A 16,546-nucleotide genomic window follows, 5' to 3' on the forward strand; every position below is an offset into this window, starting at 1 on the left:
CACGGACGGCGATCTCTGCCGGATGGTTAGAGAACCTTATGAGGCCCGAACACCTCATAGTGAATACGGGATGCGTCAATCCCCAGCTTCAGCAGCTGCTGTGCCACTGCCTGCATAAATCCCACCGGACCGCAGAGGTAATAGCGGCAGGCCGGATCGCTCAGCTGACTTTCCAGCGGCAGTAAATTCATCAAACCTTCCGTATCAAACTGACCGCTGTCCTGCTCACGCGGTGCGCGATACCAGATATGCTGTGAGAAATCCGGCAGCCGCTGTGCTGTCGCGGCGACCTCATGCCGAAATGCATGCGCTGAGCCGTTATCCGCCGCATGGAACCAGTTAACATGGGCGGGGTGGCGCTGAGCCGCCAGCGCGTCCAGCATCGCCAGCACAGGCGTCTGGCCCACACCGGCGGAGATCAGCGTGACCGGCACCTCTGGCGTGACTGACAGAAAGAAATCGCCTGCCGGCGCGGCCAGCTGGATTTCATCACCTGGCTGCGCCTGATGATGCAGCCAGCCAGAAACGACGCCGCCGGGTTGATGACGAACGGCAATGCGGTAATCCCGACCATTAGGTGCGCGGGTCAGTGAATATTGCCGGATCGCCTGATGTTCAAACGTTTTCGCGCGCAGCCAGACGCCCAGATACTGTCCGGGCTGATAGTCCATCACGGGCTGACCATCCACCGGCTGCAGAATAAAGCTTTTGATGACGTCGCTCTCCTGGGTAATGGCGCCGATGCGAAAGGCCCGCGGTGCGCGCCAGCCGCCTGGCTTAGCTTCTGCCTGTTGATAAATCTGCGCCTCACGCTGGATAAAAACATTCGCCAGCACATTATAGGCTTTGCCCCAGGCCTCCAGCACCTCTTCGCCAGGGCTGAGCAGTTCATCCAGCGTTGCCAGCAGGTGCGTACCGACAATCTGATATTGATCGGGCTGAATGGCAAAGCTGGTGTGCTTCTGGGCGATTTTTTCCACCGCAGGCAGCAGGTCGGCGAGATTTTCAATATTGCAGGCGTAAGCGCAGAGAGCATTGAACAGCGCTTCAGGCTGGCTGCCATTGCGCTGATTGCTCATATTGAAAATATCCTGAAGCTCTGGGTTATCACGAAGCATTCGATCGTAGAAGCGTAGGGTAAGGGTGGGACCGACAGCCAGCAGGGCGGGTATTGTGGCTTTCACGGCGGCAATCGTTTTAGCGTCTAACATAGGCTCTCCATGCGTTATGTATTGAGTTAACTTACCGTACATCTTATCGCGCGAAGGTTTGCGATGTAAAATTCTCCGCGCAGTTAGCAGGGGCATTAGGCTGCCCCGGCAGGCAACAGGTGAATCCTGGGGGAGGGGGCGATGACGAAAATGCCGGACAATCAGGCTTGCAAAAAAGGTAACCAACCCTTGCCCGCTCTCAGGCCAATCGTTTGCGTAAAAAGCCTGCTTTGTGGCTACCCCTCGCCAGGTAAAACAGTTTACACTGTGTGTCTTCGCCCTAACGGGCCGTTAAATACCGATATGAAGTTAGCTGAGTCAGGAGATGCGGATGTTAAAGCGTGATATGAATATTGCTGATTACGATGCCGAATTGTGGCAGGCAATGGAGCAGGAAAAAGTGCGTCAGGAAGAGCATATTGAGCTGATTGCTTCCGAAAACTACACCAGCCCGCGCGTAATGCAGGCGCAGGGATCTCAGCTGACCAACAAATATGCCGAAGGTTATCCGGGCAAACGCTACTACGGCGGCTGTGAATACGTTGATATCGTTGAGCAGCTGGCTATCGATCGCGCTAAAGCCCTGTTCGGCGCCGACTATGCCAACGTGCAGCCTCACTCTGGCTCACAGGCCAACTTTGCGGTCTATACCGCACTGCTACAGCCGGGCGATACCATTCTGGGTATGAATCTGGCGCACGGCGGCCACCTGACGCATGGCTCGCCGGTAAATCTCTCCGGTAAGCTGTATAACGTGGTGCCGTATGGCATCGACGAAACCGGTAAAATTGACTACGAAGATCTGGCCGCCCAGGCGCAGAAGCATAAGCCAAAAATGATTATCGGTGGCTTCTCCGCCTATTCCGGTATTTGTGACTGGGCAAAAATGCGCGAAATTGCTGACAGCATCGGTGCCTGGCTGTTCGTGGACATGGCGCACGTGGCGGGCCTGATTGCGGCTGACGTTTACCCGAACCCGGTACCTCATGCCCACATCGTCACTACTACCACCCACAAAACCCTGGCAGGGCCGCGCGGTGGCCTGATCCTGGCGAAGGGCGGCGACGAAGATCTGTATAAAAAGCTGAACTCTGCCGTCTTCCCTGGTGGCCAGGGCGGCCCGCTGATGCATGTGATTGCCGGTAAAGCGGTCGCGCTGAAAGAAGCGATGGAGCCGGAGTTTAAGGTCTATCAGCAGCAGGTCGCGAAAAATGCTAAAGCGATGGTCGAGGTGTTCCTGGCGCGCGGCTATAACGTGGTTTCAGGCGGCACCCATAACCACCTGTTCCTGCTGGATCTGGTTGATAAAAACCTGACCGGTAAAGAGGCGGATGCCGCGCTGGGTCGTGCAAATATCACCGTAAACAAAAACAGCGTGCCTAACGATCCGAAAAGTCCGTTTGTCACTTCCGGTATTCGTATCGGTTCCCCTGCGATTACCCGCCGGGGTTTCAAAGAGGCTGAAGTGCGTGAGCTGGCCGGTTGGATCAGCGATATTCTTGATAACATCGGTGATGAAGGCACCATCGAGCGCATCAAGAAACAGGTTCTGGCACTTTGTGCACGTTTCCCGGTGTATGCCTGACAGGCTCCCGCGCACCTGAAATGTGATAACAACGGGACAAATTGTCCCGTTGTTTGATCTTAAACCCCACCTCTGACAGAGTAGCGCGCACATCGTCGGAGGGAAAATGACCATTCGTTCTGCTTACTGGCTTGGCCTGGGCTATTTCACCTACTTTTTTGCCTGGGGCGTCTGGCTTCCTTTTTGGGCCGTCTGGCTTAAAGGCGCTGGCCTGACGGCTGAGAAAATCGGCCTGCTGCTCGGCTGCGGTATGATTGCCCGCTTTCTCGGCAGCCTGCTGATTGCTTCCCGCGTAACTCACCCCTCGCAGCTAATTACCGTACTTCGCCTGCTGGCACTGCTATCGCTGCTTTTTGTCCTCAGCTTCTGGGTAAGCGCCTTCTGGGTATGGCTGCTGCTGGTGATGATTGCCTTTAATCTGTTTTTCTCGCCGCTGGTTCCCCTTAGCGACGCGCTGGCATCGACCTGGCTCAGCCAGATTGGCATGGCCTATGGGCCGGTCAGACTCTGGGGATCGCTGGCATTTGTGATCAGTTCCGCGCTTACGGGCGTGCTGGTGAATGCATTCTCTTATCAGGCCGTGCTGGCAATGCTCTGCCTTGGCGTGGCGGCCATGTTCGCTGGTATGCTTATGCGCCCCTCCGTTATGCCGCAGGGCGACACGAAGCAAAATGTGCGGGCAGGGTGGCCGGAATGGCAGCGCCTGCTTCAGGAAAACGCGGTGTGGCGCTTTTTGCTGTGCGTCACGCTGATGCAGGGCGCACATGCGGCCTACTACGGTTTTAGCGCCATTTACTGGCAGGAAGCGGGTTACACCGCCAGCGTGGTCGGCTATCTCTGGTCGCTGGGCGTCATCGCTGAGATCGTCATCTTCGCCTTCAGCCACCGGCTGTTTCGCCGCTGGAGTGCCAGCCAGCTCCTGCTGCTATCGGGCATATGCGCCATTATCCGCTGGAGCCTGCTGGGCGCGACGACGGCGCTCCCGTGGCTGATTGTGGCGCAAATCCTGCACTGCGGCAGCTTTACCGTTTGCCATCTTGCGGCCATGCGCTTTATCGCGGCGCGGCAGGGGGCCGAGGTCATCCGTCTGCAATCCATCTACTCTGCCCTGGCGATGGGCGGTGGTATCGCCGTTATGACTATGGTCTGCGGGGTGCTGTATCAGCCGTTACACGGAGGAATTTTTTGGGTGATGGCGGTGCTGGTGGTACCCGCGCTGTTTCTGCGGCCCAGGGTTTCCTGAACGGCCAGGCGTTTCAGGCGCGTGACGCCAACGGCAAGGCCCGGGTGTGAAATTTACGACTCCAGCAGCTGGCGAATTCGCTGCTGCTGGTGCGGCTGTAAAGGCAGCTCGGCGTGGATCAGCGGCGGCGAGTAGAGCGGCAGCGGGGTGGCATAGGGTGTCACCACCAGCGCAATGCCCTTTGGGGCACTGCTGCGCTGATATTCACCGACCTCAAGATATTTAATGTTCAGCGGCATCAGCGTCAGCTCCCTCAGCTGTTGCTCAATCTGCTGTTCAAGCGCCGGGTTGCCGCCGGTCAGCAGCAGCACCTGTTTTTCCTGTAAAACGCTTTCCTGCATCAGCCAGGCGCCGAAGATGACGGTAATCAGACCCACCTCTTCGGGCGAAAAGGTCAGACAGTAGCGTTGTTCAAAACCGGCCAGCGCCTTTTGCGTGGTGCGAAGCAGTTTGGGGTAGAGGCGTCCCACCTCTTCCGTCAGGGTATTATCAATGCCAATGCCGAACAGGCATCGCTCCATCGCCTGCGCAAGGTGCGTATAGAGCTGATTGCAAATCCCCTCCTTATTGCTAAATCGCATACCGGAAAATGACTGAAAGCGCACAATTAACTCTTTTACCGCATGCAGCAAGGCCCGCTCGTGTTCATGCTGCGCCTCGTCGACAGAGGGAACGTGCATCTGACTGAACAGCAGCGCAAACAGCAGCACGTCACCGGGTTCCGATATCAGCCCGCTGTCCTGCCACCACTGCGCCATCATTTCATCGGCGACCTGATGCTCAATGCGTGCGGTAAGCCATACGCGCTGGGAAGGAGTAAACGGCGTGCAGCAGCGATCGCACAGAATATGCTGCATAAAAAGCTGGAAAAACTGGCCGTCGCGCTCGGAGAACTCGCGTGAAAGCTTAAGTGCGCACTGGGTTAACAGCTGCTTTAGCTGCATCTCATCATACAGGGAGGCATCAATCGGGCAGGCCTGTAGCTGGAGCCTGATCGCCGGCGCAAAATGATGCTGGATAAACGCAGGCGATAGCCGCAGCGCACGGCGCAGCCAGTAGACCAGGCAGAGCTTACGATCCAGCGCTTCCCCCTCTACGCGATAGTGGCCAGCCGGGCAGCAGGTAAGCTTCAGCCGGTGATAACGCTGGATTGCGGAGGCAACTTCAATAAGATCCTGTTCAGTGACGGAAGGATTCACGCCATTGAGCTGGCTCAGGGTCTCGAGGTTGGTGGAAGAGGCAGAAAGAAATAACGTCAAAAGGAGGTGGCAGTGACGCTGCGACGTGGAGAGGGCAGAATTCTCAACGGGGGGTGAACTCATTGTCTGCGGTCCCGGTAAATGTAACCTTCTAAGAATAGACTCTCCGCTACCTGCTGCTGGATCCTGCCGCTGATTTATTTAAAGCTTATTAGCCGGGTCACAAATTTTGTTGATGAAGGATGAGGAATTTTCAATTGTTATGTTATAACATATGCAAAAAGCTGGTGTTGTGCGTCATTCTGCTGGCGACAGCCACGCAGGCGCTGGCGCATCCCCACAGTTTTATTAGCATGCAGGTCACGCTGGTGCATAAAAATAACCTGCTTACCGGGTTAAAAATGCACTGGGTGATGGATGAAATTACCTCTGCGGACCTGCTTTATGATGCGGGCGACGCGAAACCCGACAGCGTGGCGTGGAAAAAACTGGCGGCAGAAGTCATGGCAAACGTGCTGGGACAGCACTATTTCAGTGAGTTCTGGCATGAGGGCAAAGCGGTGAAGTTTGAAAACCTGCCCCCGGAGTATCACCTCTCCCGTCAGGGGTCTAAGGCGGTACTGGAGTTTATACTGCCGCTGGCTGAACCGCAGCCGCTGACGGGTCAGCGCTACCGGTTCTCGACCTTTGATCCAACCTATTTTGTGGATATGACTTACGATTCTGAACAATCCCTGCACGTGCCCGCTGAGCTGAAAAAACAGTGCAAAATGACGCTAAAGACGCCGAAACCCAACGCTGCGCTGCAGGCCTGGGCGCTGTCGCTGGATAAAGCTGATGCGCCGCGCGCAGATGATGATCTGGGCCGACAGTTTGCCCAGACGGTGACGCTGATATGTCGTTAAAATCACCTCTGAACCGATCCCTTCGCGGCGGAATTTCGGCCTGGCCGCTACTTCTGCTGATTGTGGCCTTTGCCAGCATGGCGCTTGCCGTCTGGCAGTACTGGCCGCAGATTTTATTGCAGAGCATCCTGTGGCAGAAAGTGCTTCATCAGCAGATGACCACGCTACTGCAACAGGTCGCCAGCCATCCCCGACAGACGGGCCTGGCGCTAATGGGCTTTAGTCTGGCTTATGGCGTACTGCACGCGCTGGGGCCGGGACATGGCAAAGTGGTGATCGCCGCGTTTCTCGCCACCCATCCGACCAGGGTTAAAACCAGCCTTAAGCTCACGCTGGCGGCGTCGCTGGTGCAGGGATGTGTGGCGATTGCGCTGGTAACCGTGCTGCTGGGCGCATTGAAACTCTCCTCGCGCCAGCTGCATATCAGCAGCTACTGGCTGGAGAAGGGGAGTTATCTGCTGGTGGTGGGGCTGGGCCTGTGGCTCTGCTGGCGGGCAGCAGTAAGCCTCGGCCAGGCGCGGCGGGCTTCGCCCTTATACCGCCGGATGATGCCCGCCGGAAATCATCCGGCCAGGCTCCTGTCATCGGGTCGGCACCGGCTTATGCAGCAGACTGCTGGCACCCGGTCCGGCCAACAGACAATCTCCCACTCCCACCCGGTCAGCTGCGGCTGTGGGCATCAACACGTACCGGATGCCGCGCAGCTGGAAAAGGCGGTCAGCCTGAAAACTCAGGTGATGGTGGTGCTGTCGATGGGGCTTCGTCCCTGTTCGGGCGCCATTATGATGCTGCTGTTTTCTAAGGTAACGGGCGTCTATCTGTGGGGGGTATTCTCCGCGCTGACGATGGCGGCAGGAACGGCGTTCACGGTGTCTGCCATGGCGCTGCTGGTGCAGGTTTCGCGTGCGCTGGCGCTAAAGCTTAGCCGCAAAGGCACATCGACGGGCTGGATAAGGCTGGGACGTCCGGTATTGTCGCTGGTCGGCGGCATACTGCTGATATTGATGGGCGGTGTGCTGTGGCTGAGTGCTCAGCCGGTGATGTCAGGCGGCATTCGGCCGATGTTTCTGCACTGATGCCGGCATCGACAGACGACCTGTCGGGCGGGAAAGCAGGGCCCGGGCGCGGGAAAGTGTTTCCCCGCGCCCGGCCCCTTTACCCCGTTTTCGGGATGGCCTGACCGGCTTAGCGCTTAAGCGCTTCGCTCAGTTCGTCACGCATGTTAGCCAGCATCGCTTTCACCACGCGTGGATTACCCGCAACGATGTTGCCGGAAGTCAGATAACCGTGTGCGCCAACAAAGTCAGTCACCAAACCGCCCGCCTCACGTACCAGCAGCTCGCCTGCTGCAAAGTCCCATGGCTTCAGGCCGATTTCAAAGAAGCCGTCTACGCGGCCAGCGGCCACGTAGGCAAGATCCAGCGCGGCGGAACCGGTACGGCGGAAATCAGCACACTGGGAAAACAGCTTGCCAACGATATTGATGTAAGGGGTGGCGTGCTGCTTATGCTTAAATGGGAAACCGGTCGCCAGAATGGTGCCATCCAGATCGCGAGCGGTGCTGCCGCGCAGACGGTAACCGTTCAGCTGTGTACCCTGACCGCGCACCGCGCTGAACAGCTCATTACGCATCGGATCGTAAACCACGGCGACTTCAGTACGGCCTTTGATGCGCACGGCGATAGAGACGGAAAAGTGAGGGAGACGCTTAATGAAGTTGGTGGTGCCATCCAGTGGATCGATAACCCATTGCACATCCTTGTCTTCACCGGCTAATTCACCACACTCTTCAGAAATGATGGTGTGTTGCGGATAAGACTTGCGGATCACCTCGATAATCAGGCGCTCGGCGTCGCGGTCAACATTGGTAACGAAGTCGTTGCTGCCTTTCTGGCTGGTTTCAACGGCGTCTGGAGTTTCGTAGTTCTTGGCAATTAAATTACCGGCCTTGCGCGCAGCGCGCACGGCGATGTTGAGCATCGGATGCATCGGTCTCTCTCACTGGATGTTAAAGAACGGGAAAACGGCGCGGATTATAGCAGGGAGATCGTAAGAAGTCCTGAAAATATGCTAGTATCCCCAAATTATCTCACAGACCAGAATTCCTATGCTGCAAAATATCCGAATCGTGCTGGTGGAAACCTCTCACACCGGTAACATGGGATCCGTCGCCCGCGCGATGAAAACCATGGGCCTGACCAACCTCTATCTGGTTAATCCGCTGGTAAAACCCGACTCGCAGGCCATTGCGCTGGCCGCCGGCGCCAGTGACGTCATTGGCGAAGCGAAGATTGTCGATACGCTGGATGACGCGCTGGCGGGCTGTAGCCTGGTGGTTGGCACCAGCGCCCGCTCCCGCTCGCTGCCGTGGCCGATGCTCGATCCGCGTGAATGCGGCATCAAAAGCGTTGCGGAGGGGCAGCAGGCTCCGGTTGCGCTGGTATTTGGCCGCGAACGCGTGGGCCTGACCAACGATGAACTGCAAAAGTGCCACTATCACGTTGCCATTGCTGCCAATCCTGAATACAGCTCGCTGAATCTGGCGATGGCGGTGCAGATCGTCGCTTATGAAGTGCGTATGGCCTGGCTCCAGCAGCAGGAAACGCCGAAGCCTGAGTATGAGGAATCCCCCTATCCGCTGGTAGACGATCTCGAACGCTTCTATCAGCATATGGAGCAGATGATGGTCAGAAGCGGCTTTATCCGTGAAGGCAATCCCGGCCAGGTGATGAGCAAGCTGCGTCGCCTCTATACCCGGGCGCGTCCGGAGCGTGACGAGCTGAATATCCTGCGCGGCATGCTCTCTTCGGTGGAGAAGCCTAAGGGCGAAAAGTAGAGGTCGGCGGAGGGCGGAAAGCGGGCTAATAGTTGAGTAAATTACCAGGTTAAATAGTTGAGTATTTTACTTGGTTAAATAGTTGACCAAATCACTCGGGAATGGCAGACTTGCGGACATCATTTTGTTAAACCCCACCAGGGGACAACTGAGGTCGTTTACGCCATGAGACTGACATCCAAAGGCCGTTATGCCGTTACCGCTATGCTTGATGTTGCGCTGCACTCTCATGAGGGGCCGGTGCCACTCGCGGATATTTCAGAGCGTCAGGGCATCTCCCTCTCCTATCTGGAACAGCTGTTCTCTCGCCTGCGCAAAAATGGTCTGGTCGCCAGCGTTCGCGGACCGGGTGGCGGTTATCTGTTGGGTAAAGCCTCGGATGCTATCGCCGTTGGCGCGGTGATCACCGCCGTGGATGAGTCAGTTGATGCCACTAAGTGCCAGGGCAAAGAGGGCTGTCAGGGTGGTCAACGCTGTCTGACCCACGTACTTTGGCGCGATCTGAGTGAGCGCATTAGCGACTTCCTGAACAATATTACGCTGGCTGAACTGGTCAATAATCAGGATATCCTTGAGGTAGCCGACCGCCAGAACACCACTGAAAAAAATCGTGTGCCTGCCGGGCGCACGCATGAAACCATTAACGTCAACCTGCGTGCCTGACGGTTGCTAAAGCTTCCTGCTGATTCCCGACTCCCCTTCGTGAAATCAGCAGGAACCTGTCGCCACACTGTCAGATTGCCCGACAGGTTGTGAGCGATACGGAGCCGAACGTCATGAAATTACCGATCTACCTGGACTATGCCGCCACCACGCCTGCCGATCCGCGCGTGGCAGAGAAGATGATGCAGTTTCTCACCCTGGACGGAACCTTCGGTAATGCGGCTTCCCGCTCCCATCGCTACGGCTGGCAGGCGGAAGAGGCCGTTGACGTGGCCCGTAATCAGGTTGCCGATCTGATTGGCGCCGACCCGCGTGAGATTGTTTTTACCTCCGGCGCGACCGAATCTGATAACCTCGCCATCAAAGGTGCTGCTCATTTTCATCAGGAAAAAGGGCGACACATCGTTACCTGCCAGACCGAACACAAAGCCGTGCTGGATGCCTGCTTGCAGCTTGAGCGCGAAGGCTTCGAGATAACCTGGCTTGCCCCGCAGCGCAGCGGTCAGATCGATCTCGCCTCCATTCAAAACGCCCTGCGTGAAGACACCATTCTGGTCTCTATCATGCACGTTAATAACGAAACCGGCGTCATCCAGAACATCGCCGCTATTGGCGAACTCTGCCGCGCGCGCGATATCCTCTTTCACGTTGACGCCACGCAGAGCGTGGGGAAACTCCCCATCGACCTCAGCCAGCTCCCGGTCGATCTGATGTCATTTTCCGCGCATAAACTCTATGGTCCAAAGGGGATCGGCGGGCTTTACGTGCGTCGCCAGCCCCGTATTCGACTGGAAGCGCAGATCCACGGTGGCGGCCACGAGCGCGGTATGCGTTCCGGCACGCTGCCGGTGCATCAGATTGTCGGTATGGGCGAAGCCTACGGTATTGCTAAAGAAGTAATGACGGCTGAAATGGCACGCATAGATCAGCTGCGATCGCGTCTGTGGCGGGGCATCAGCGAAATTGACGGGGTGTATGTGAATGGCGTTGCAGAAGGCGGCGCACCCAATATTCTGAACGTCAGTTTCAGTAATGTTGACGGCGAGTCGCTGATCATGGGGTTGAAGGATCTCGCGCTCTCCTCCGGCTCTGCCTGTACCTCTGCCAGCCTGGAACCTTCCTACGTGCTGCGCGCGCTGGGGCTGTCTGAGGCGCTGGCGCACAGTTCGCTCCGTTTTTCGCTGGGGCGCTACACCACCGAAGAAGAAATTGACTATGCCGTTCAGCTGATCCAGCGGACTATTCGCCGCCTGCGTGAGCTCGCCGTGCGCTAAGGCCATGCTTTTATGTCATTGACGGGCCGGGTAAAACTGGCCCGTTTTGCGTTTAATTGCGCTTTGGGTTAGACGAAAGCAAATAAAGGTTTATTGTAGTGACCGACGCATTCAAGACCAAATTCGATGAACAGCTCAAAAGGAGCCATGCGATGACAACAACACCAATGAAAATAACACTGTCAACGACAGCGGCAGATCCACGCTGGGGAGAAAAGGCAACATTGACCAGCAACGACAGCGGCATGACTATCCATCTTAACGGTGGCGATGCCCTGACCACTATCCAGCGCGCGGCGAGAAAAATCGATGCGCAGGGGATCCGGCACGTGAGTCTTAGTGGCGACTGGGATCTGGAGAAAAGCTGGGCGTTCTGGCAGGGCTATCGCGGTCCCAAAGGCGAGCGTAAAGTCGAATGGGCCGATCTGAATGAGAGCGATCGCGCTGAATTTGATAACCGCCTTAAGATTATTGACTGGGTACGCAACACCATTAACCTGCCGGCTGAAGATCTCAGCCCTGAACAGCTGACCCAGCGCGCCGTCGATCTGCTGTCCGGCGTGGCTGGCGAAAGCGTGAGCTATCGCATAACCAAAGGTGACGATCTGCGCCAGCAGGGATATTCCGGACTGCATACCGTGGGCCGGGGATCGACCCGCGCACCTGCGCTGTTGGTGCTGGATTATAATCCGGGCGGGGATGAAAATGCCCCCGTATTTGCCTGCCTGGTCGGTAAAGGTATTACCTTCGATACCGGTGGGTACAGCCTGAAGCCCAGCGGATCCATGGATTCGATGAAATCGGATATGGGCGGGGCCGCGACCCTGACCGGCGCACTGGCGCTGGCTATTGTTCGCGGACTGAAAAAGCGCGTCAAACTCTATCTCTGCTGCGCGGATAATATGGTCAGCGGCAACGCGCTGCGGTTGGGCGATATTATCCGTTATCGCAACGGTAAAACCGTTGAGGTGATGAACACCGATGCGGAAGGTCGCCTGGTGCTGGCCGATGGCCTGATTGATGCCAGCCAGCAGGATCCGGAATTGCTGATCGATGCCGCCACCCTGACCGGCGCGGCGAAAACGGCGCTGGGTAATGATTATCACGCCCTTTTTAGCTTCGACGATTCGCTGGCTCAGTCGCTGCTCAGCAGCGCCGCGCATGAAAATGAGCCTTTCTGGCGTCTGCCGCTGGCGGAGTTCCACCGCGGCTACCTGCCCTCTAACTTTGCCGATCTGAACAATATCGCGGCCCCGTCCCATACGGCTGGAGCCAGTTCGGCGGCGGCGTTTCTTTCTCACTTTGTGAGCCGTTATCAGCAGGGCTGGCTTCATATCGACTGCTCCGCCACCTACCGTAAGGGAGCGGTGGATCAGTGGTCCGCAGGTGCCACCGGCCTTGGCGTTCGCACGGTGGCTAACCTGCTGCTGAAATAATCCGTTGGTGATGCCTGAGGTTCCGGGGAGAGCACATCTCCTCGGGATCGGCAGATAACCCCGCAGGGCAGGCGGCGTCCTGCCCGTTAACGTTTAGTGAATCAGAGCCATGAATGAAACCAACCCGCGCCTTGAAGAGGTGCTGAAACTGGCGGCCAACGAGCCGGCACACCGGCCCGAGTTTTTTACCCTACTGCTGGACGCCAGCGTCTGGGTTCCGGGCGAGAGCCCGGCACAGGGAGAAGGTGATGCGGCTCCGGCCGTGGAGATACAGCACTGGGAAAAGGACGACGGTACCAGCATCATTCCTTTTTTCACCTCACTCACCGCTATGCAGCAGGCAGTCAGCGGGGAGCAGCCCTTTTTGGTGATCCCGGTGCGCGCGTTATTCGAAATGACGCTGGGCGAAACGCTGTTTCTTAACCCGAAGCTGCCGACCGGCAAGGAGTTTTCACCGCGTGAAATCGCCAGCCTGCTGGGGGAGAGCGGTAATGCGCTGAGTGAGCAAACGGTCATTGAGGGAGGCACATCCCTGCTGCTCTCTGAACATGCCGAACCGCCCGCACAGATGATCGCCTCTCTGACTCAGCTGTTTGCGAAGCATAAACAGGTGCGCCACGCCTGGGTAGCCTTAATTAAAGAATCAGCCGATGCCTCCGCTAACCTGCTTATTGGCATTGAGGCAGACAGCGACATTGAAAATATCATCCAGGCGGCCGGTAGCGTCGCCACGGATACATTAACGGATGATGAGCCGGTAGATATTTGTCAGGTTGTCGAAAATGAAAAAGGCATCAGCCATTTTTTTATCGCACATATTACCCCTTTTTATCAGCGGAAGTGGGGAAGCTTCCTCCGCGACTTCAAATTACCGCATTAATCTGATGGCGCTAATTTTACGCTGACTCAATGACTCGCCCACATCAGGCTGCTGACCCACAGCGTTACCCGCCGCGATGATGGGCTATAACCCCATTCACCGCTGCAATGATGGCCATTACCCCATTCACCGTCGTAATGTGCTTCGCTAATTAACTGCACGGAATACCGTTGCACGTTGCTACGTCAGCCGGGAGCGTTATTTTGACATTTTTTACATGTTAAAATATCAAAAAAAGCAAAGTGAATGAATTAACTCATGACTACTATGGGTGGCATGAGTCACTATTATGCCTCTGGCGTGAATAATTTCCATTTGGGTGGTGTAAGTCAATTAGCAATATTTACCTTCTTCTTTAATTTCCTTCATCCTTATGAATCGGCTACTTTCCTGCATCTTATGACGTTATCCAAACTAAGACGGAGAAATAGAATGAGTAGCTATAACTTGATTGATAAAACCGATACCCGATTCGAAACGTTAAAAAAGGGGTTTAATTTACGCTGGCCCGAGCAGGGCAGTGGGGCAGATTATATTTATGTCTGCAACAACAGTGGAGACGTCCTCTCTGCGGCTAATGCCGCTCTGGCGCGTAATCAGCGGATTACGGTGCGCAGTGGCGGTCACTGCTATGAAGGCTTTGTCAGCAACAAGCTGGCGGCGGATGGGACGCCCCCCCTGGCGATAATCGATCTCAGCCTGCTGGTGGGGATGGATTTTAGTGAAAATGCTGATATCAGCTCACCCTGGGATACCAGCGCAAAGTACAAGTTTCGTGCGGCAAGTGGTAATCAAAACTGGGACGGCACCGTTAATTTATACAAACTGGCAAACCGCTCTATTCCCGGCGGCTCCTGCTACTCTGTCGGCGCTGGCGGTCATATCAGCGGGGGCGGATATGGGCTGCTCTCCCGCCTGCATGGTCTGACGGTCGACTGGCTGTCGGGCGTGGATATACTGGTACCGGCGGCTGATGGAAAATCGCTCCTGGCAAAGCACGTGAGCCTGAAAAGTACCGGAAGCGATCGCGATCTTTTTATCGCCTGTCGCGGTGCGGGCGGGGGTAACTTCGGAATTATTCTTAACTACTACTTTGCCGAACTGCCTGCTGCACCTGAGCAGGTTTATCTGCTGTCGCTGGCCTGGCCATGGAGTACTTTTAAAGACAAAGCGCACTTTGGTCAGTTCCTGAATAGCTACTGGCAGTGGTTTAACACCCATGATTCAGAATGGAACAGCCAGGATATCACGAAGGCTAACGGTGGACTCTTCTCATTACTGAAGCTCCAGCACCGCTCCACCGGCGACATTCATCTGCTTATTCAGTACACGGGCAATGATGGCCGGGTGGACGGCAGCGGGCAGGAAAAGCCCTTCTCTGACTTCGTGGACACCATGAACAAGGCGGCTGGCGTCGTGCCGGATGTTATTGAGATGGGCATGACGTATGGGGTGGTAAACGCTCAGGCTGAAAGCAAAAGAAAGTTCAAAGACGCGGTCAAGGATGCGCGGCTAATCGACTGGCTGTATGCCACCCAGACGCTCAATGGCTCAGGGGATAACCAGCGTGGCAAATATAAATCTGACCAGCAGATTGGTAATTTTGGCGCAACCGAGATTACCGCATTGTGGGAAGGGCTGAACGGCGCAGACGATCCTCTCCTTAATCAGGCGCTGGTGCAGATCGACTCTTACGGCGGCTGTATTAATACCAATGATGAAACCACCAACCCGACCTCGGTATATCAGCGCAGCTCGTTGTTAAAGGCGCAGTTCCAGGTGTACTGGACCGATAAAGCGAACGATCAATACTGCATTAACTGGATGCAGAAGCTTTATTCCGCCTGTTTTGCCGATCAGGGCGGCAAACCTTACGGTAATGATGGCCGCTATCAGGGGTGCTACATCAACTACCCCGACACGGATATGAAATATACCGCCGCCGACCATGCGAAAGTTGATCCAGAGTGGTTAACACTTTATTACGGGGACAAAGCCGAGAGTCTGGTGAAAACCAAACAGGCAGTGGATCCCAAAAATCTCTTCCGCCACGAGATGTCCATTCCCCTGGTGCTGCCTGCCAAATAGTGCAGTAAAGTCCAGGCAGGCACGGAAGCGGCCAAACTTTTCTACAGGCGAGTCGCATGCTGATTATGGTATGCGGCTCGCTGACAATATTCGCTGATGACACCAGTTAAGCTGCCTCTGATAAATGCCATCGGCTATCTGGCCGGGCAACGATGCCATAGCCCGGCGTGAATGGCCCGATGCTTAGCCGAGGGTAACCGGCAAATCATTTCGGCTTCCCCATTCCCCCCAGGAACCATCGTACAGTCGGACATTTTCCACACCCAGGCTGTTCAGCGCGAGGATCACCACCACGGCGGTCACGCCGGAACCACAGCTGGCCACCACGGGTTGGGTCAGGCTGACACCCTGCTGCTGGAAAATCGCTTTAAGCGCCGTCGCGGGCTTGAGTTCGCCGTTTTCCACCAGATCGTTCCACGGCACATTCAGGCTGCCAGGAATGCGTCCTCGCAGCAAACCGGGACGCGGTTCATCCACTTCACCCCGAAACCGGTTTCCCGCCCGCGCATCGATAATCTGTGCGCTCTGCTCATGGCTTACCAGTAGCACGTCCGTTAAACGCACCACGGCATCATCGTCAAAGGCGGCCTCGAATTCGGCCTCAGGCAGATGTACTTCGCCGCTTTGCAGTGGCAAACCGGCTTGCTCCCATTTCTGCAACCCCCCGGCGAGAATCGACACCTGGCCCACGCCAGCCTGTTGCAGCATCCACCAGGCGCGCGGGGCAGAGAACAAATTACCCTCATCGTAAACCACCAGATGTTTATCACTGCTAATGCCCAGTTCGCGCATGGCGACGGCAAAGCTTTCTGCGCGGGGCATCATATGGGGATAAGGGCTGAGCGGGTCCGACAGCGCTTCAATATTGAAGAACGGCGCGTCAGGCAGATGTTTCGCCAGATACTCAGCCTGAATATCGCGCAGCTTCTCCTGGCCCGGGGGCAGCAGACGGGCATCAATGACCTGCACAGCGTCATCGGAGAGGTGTTCTGCCAGCCAGGCGGCGGTAACAAAAAATGAGCGATTCATAGCGGCCTCGCTTAAGGTGATGAGAACAGTGAGTGTCAACGATCCTGGCGGGCATCACAAGATGTAATCCCCCAGGCTTCGCGCTGGCATGCAGAGATCGTACCTGGGACGAAAGCCGTTGAGAAATTGTGGGAATCAGGATCGCATTTTTTTAATAATATGTTGAATCTCCGATAGGCAACGCGAACGATGCCCCC

Annotated in this window: 14 protein-coding genes; 10 read left to right on the plus strand and 4 right to left on the minus strand. The window is 56.1% G+C overall.

Annotated elements, in window-relative coordinates:
* Positions 1-26: 26 nt before the first annotated feature.
* On the minus strand, positions 27-1,211 hold the full coding sequence (gene hmpA, locus A1830_RS15180) for an NO-inducible flavohemoprotein (RefSeq protein WP_067707947.1): 1,185 nt from the start codon (positions 1,209-1,211) through the stop codon (positions 27-29).
* A 331-nt stretch (positions 1,212-1,542) separates the two neighbouring features.
* On the opposite strand from hmpA, the gene glyA reads away from it, so the two are divergent.
* Both glyA and A1830_RS15190 read left to right on the plus strand, forming a co-directional pair.
* Positions 1,543-2,796 (plus strand): serine hydroxymethyltransferase, encoded by a 1,254-nt coding sequence (glyA, locus tag A1830_RS15185; RefSeq protein WP_067707950.1) that lies wholly within the window; start codon positions 1,543-1,545, stop codon positions 2,794-2,796.
* Positions 2,797-2,902: 106 nt separating this feature from the next.
* A complete protein-coding gene (locus A1830_RS15190; protein WP_067707954.1) occupies positions 2,903-4,039 on the plus strand; it encodes a 3-phenylpropionate MFS transporter in 1,137 nt (378 codons plus the stop codon).
* A gap of 53 nt (positions 4,040-4,092) precedes the next feature.
* Here the strand turns inward: A1830_RS15190 and csiE are convergent, their stop codons facing one another.
* Entirely contained in the window at positions 4,093-5,361 is a 1,269-nt protein-coding gene (gene csiE, locus A1830_RS15195; protein ID WP_067707957.1) for a stationary phase inducible protein CsiE, read from the minus strand.
* 119 nt (positions 5,362-5,480) lie between these two features.
* On the opposite strand from csiE, the gene A1830_RS15200 reads away from it, so the two are divergent.
* Together A1830_RS15200 and A1830_RS15205 are read left to right on the plus strand one after the other, a co-directional pair.
* On the plus strand, positions 5,481-6,143 hold the full coding sequence (locus A1830_RS15200; RefSeq protein WP_082804190.1) for a DUF1007 family protein: 663 nt from the start codon (positions 5,481-5,483) through the stop codon (positions 6,141-6,143).
* Positions 6,134-7,219, plus strand: a complete 1,086-nt coding sequence (locus A1830_RS15205) for a nickel/cobalt transporter (protein WP_067707963.1) — start codon at positions 6,134-6,136, stop codon at positions 7,217-7,219. Before A1830_RS15200 ends, A1830_RS15205 begins: the two co-directional genes overlap by 10 nt.
* A 109-nt stretch (positions 7,220-7,328) precedes the next feature.
* Here A1830_RS15205 and suhB read toward each other — a convergent pair whose 3' ends face one another.
* Positions 7,329-8,132 carry an inositol-1-monophosphatase gene (gene suhB / locus A1830_RS15210; RefSeq protein ID WP_067707966.1) on the minus strand — a complete coding sequence of 268 codons (804 nt, stop codon included), beginning with the start codon at positions 8,130-8,132 and terminating at the stop codon, positions 7,329-7,331.
* 118 nt (positions 8,133-8,250) lie between these two features.
* On the opposite strand from suhB, the gene trmJ reads away from it, so the two are divergent.
* From trmJ to A1830_RS15240, 6 genes are all read left to right on the plus strand, one after another.
* Positions 8,251-8,979, plus strand: a complete 729-nt coding sequence (gene trmJ, locus A1830_RS15215; RefSeq protein ID WP_067707970.1) for a tRNA (cytosine(32)/uridine(32)-2'-O)-methyltransferase TrmJ — start codon at positions 8,251-8,253, stop codon at positions 8,977-8,979.
* A 165-nt stretch (positions 8,980-9,144) separates the two neighbouring features.
* Positions 9,145-9,642: a Fe-S cluster assembly transcriptional regulator IscR gene (iscR, locus tag A1830_RS15220; RefSeq protein ID WP_067707973.1), complete on the plus strand. Its 498-nt coding sequence runs from the start codon at positions 9,145-9,147 to the stop codon at positions 9,640-9,642.
* Positions 9,643-9,755: 113 nt separating this feature from the next.
* Positions 9,756-10,916: an IscS subfamily cysteine desulfurase gene (locus A1830_RS15225; RefSeq protein WP_067708247.1), complete on the plus strand. Its 1,161-nt coding sequence runs from the start codon at positions 9,756-9,758 to the stop codon at positions 10,914-10,916.
* Positions 10,917-11,068: 152 nt separating this feature from the next.
* Entirely contained in the window at positions 11,069-12,352 is a 1,284-nt protein-coding gene (gene pepB / locus A1830_RS15230; RefSeq protein WP_067707976.1) for an aminopeptidase PepB, read from the plus strand.
* Positions 12,353-12,461: 109 nt separating this feature from the next.
* The gene (gene sseB, locus A1830_RS15235) at positions 12,462-13,232 is read left to right on the plus strand and encodes an enhanced serine sensitivity protein SseB (protein WP_067707980.1); all 771 of its coding nucleotides are present in this window, start codon (positions 12,462-12,464) and stop codon (positions 13,230-13,232) included.
* Between the two features lie 432 nt (positions 13,233-13,664).
* Complete coding sequence (locus A1830_RS15240; protein ID WP_067707983.1) at positions 13,665-15,320, plus strand: FAD-binding oxidoreductase; 1,656 nt, start codon at positions 13,665-13,667, stop codon at positions 15,318-15,320.
* Positions 15,321-15,503: 183 nt separating this feature from the next.
* On the opposite strand, the gene sseA is transcribed toward A1830_RS15240, so the two are convergent.
* Positions 15,504-16,349 carry a 3-mercaptopyruvate sulfurtransferase gene (sseA, locus tag A1830_RS15245; protein WP_067707986.1) on the minus strand — a complete coding sequence of 282 codons (846 nt, stop codon included), beginning with the start codon at positions 16,347-16,349 and terminating at the stop codon, positions 15,504-15,506.
* Positions 16,350-16,546 lie beyond the last annotated feature (197 nt).

The sequence above is a fragment of the Erwinia sp. ErVv1 genome (assembly GCF_900068895.1).
Taxonomy (GTDB): Bacteria; Pseudomonadota; Gammaproteobacteria; order Enterobacterales; family Enterobacteriaceae; genus Erwinia.

Bases quoted from the DNA above. Each gene is read 5' to 3' on its own strand.
- glyA (WP_067707950.1), top strand. From the start codon at position 1,543: ATGTTAAAGCGTGATATGAATATTGCTGATTACGATGCCGAATTGTGG.
- suhB (WP_067707966.1), bottom strand. From the start codon at position 8,132: ATGCATCCGATGCTCAACATCGCCGTGCGCGCTGCGCGCAAGGCCGGT.
- sseA (WP_067707986.1), bottom strand. From the start codon at position 16,349: ATGAATCGCTCATTTTTTGTTACCGCCGCCTGGCTGGCAGAACACCTC.
- A1830_RS15205 (WP_067707963.1), top strand. From the start codon at position 6,134: ATGTCGTTAAAATCACCTCTGAACCGATCCCTTCGCGGCGGAATTTCG.
- iscR (WP_067707973.1), top strand. From the start codon at position 9,145: ATGAGACTGACATCCAAAGGCCGTTATGCCGTTACCGCTATGCTTGAT.
- csiE (WP_067707957.1), bottom strand. From the start codon at position 5,361: ATGAGTTCACCCCCCGTTGAGAATTCTGCCCTCTCCACGTCGCAGCGT.
- A1830_RS15240 (WP_067707983.1), top strand. From the start codon at position 13,665: ATGAGTAGCTATAACTTGATTGATAAAACCGATACCCGATTCGAAACG.
- sseB (WP_067707980.1), top strand. From the start codon at position 12,462: ATGAATGAAACCAACCCGCGCCTTGAAGAGGTGCTGAAACTGGCGGCC.
- A1830_RS15200 (WP_082804190.1), top strand. From the start codon at position 5,481: ATGAGGAATTTTCAATTGTTATGTTATAACATATGCAAAAAGCTGGTG.
- A1830_RS15225 (WP_067708247.1), top strand. From the start codon at position 9,756: ATGAAATTACCGATCTACCTGGACTATGCCGCCACCACGCCTGCCGAT.
- hmpA (WP_067707947.1), bottom strand. From the start codon at position 1,211: ATGTTAGACGCTAAAACGATTGCCGCCGTGAAAGCCACAATACCCGCC.
- A1830_RS15190 (WP_067707954.1), top strand. From the start codon at position 2,903: ATGACCATTCGTTCTGCTTACTGGCTTGGCCTGGGCTATTTCACCTAC.
- trmJ (WP_067707970.1), top strand. From the start codon at position 8,251: ATGCTGCAAAATATCCGAATCGTGCTGGTGGAAACCTCTCACACCGGT.
- pepB (WP_067707976.1), top strand. From the start codon at position 11,069: ATGACAACAACACCAATGAAAATAACACTGTCAACGACAGCGGCAGAT.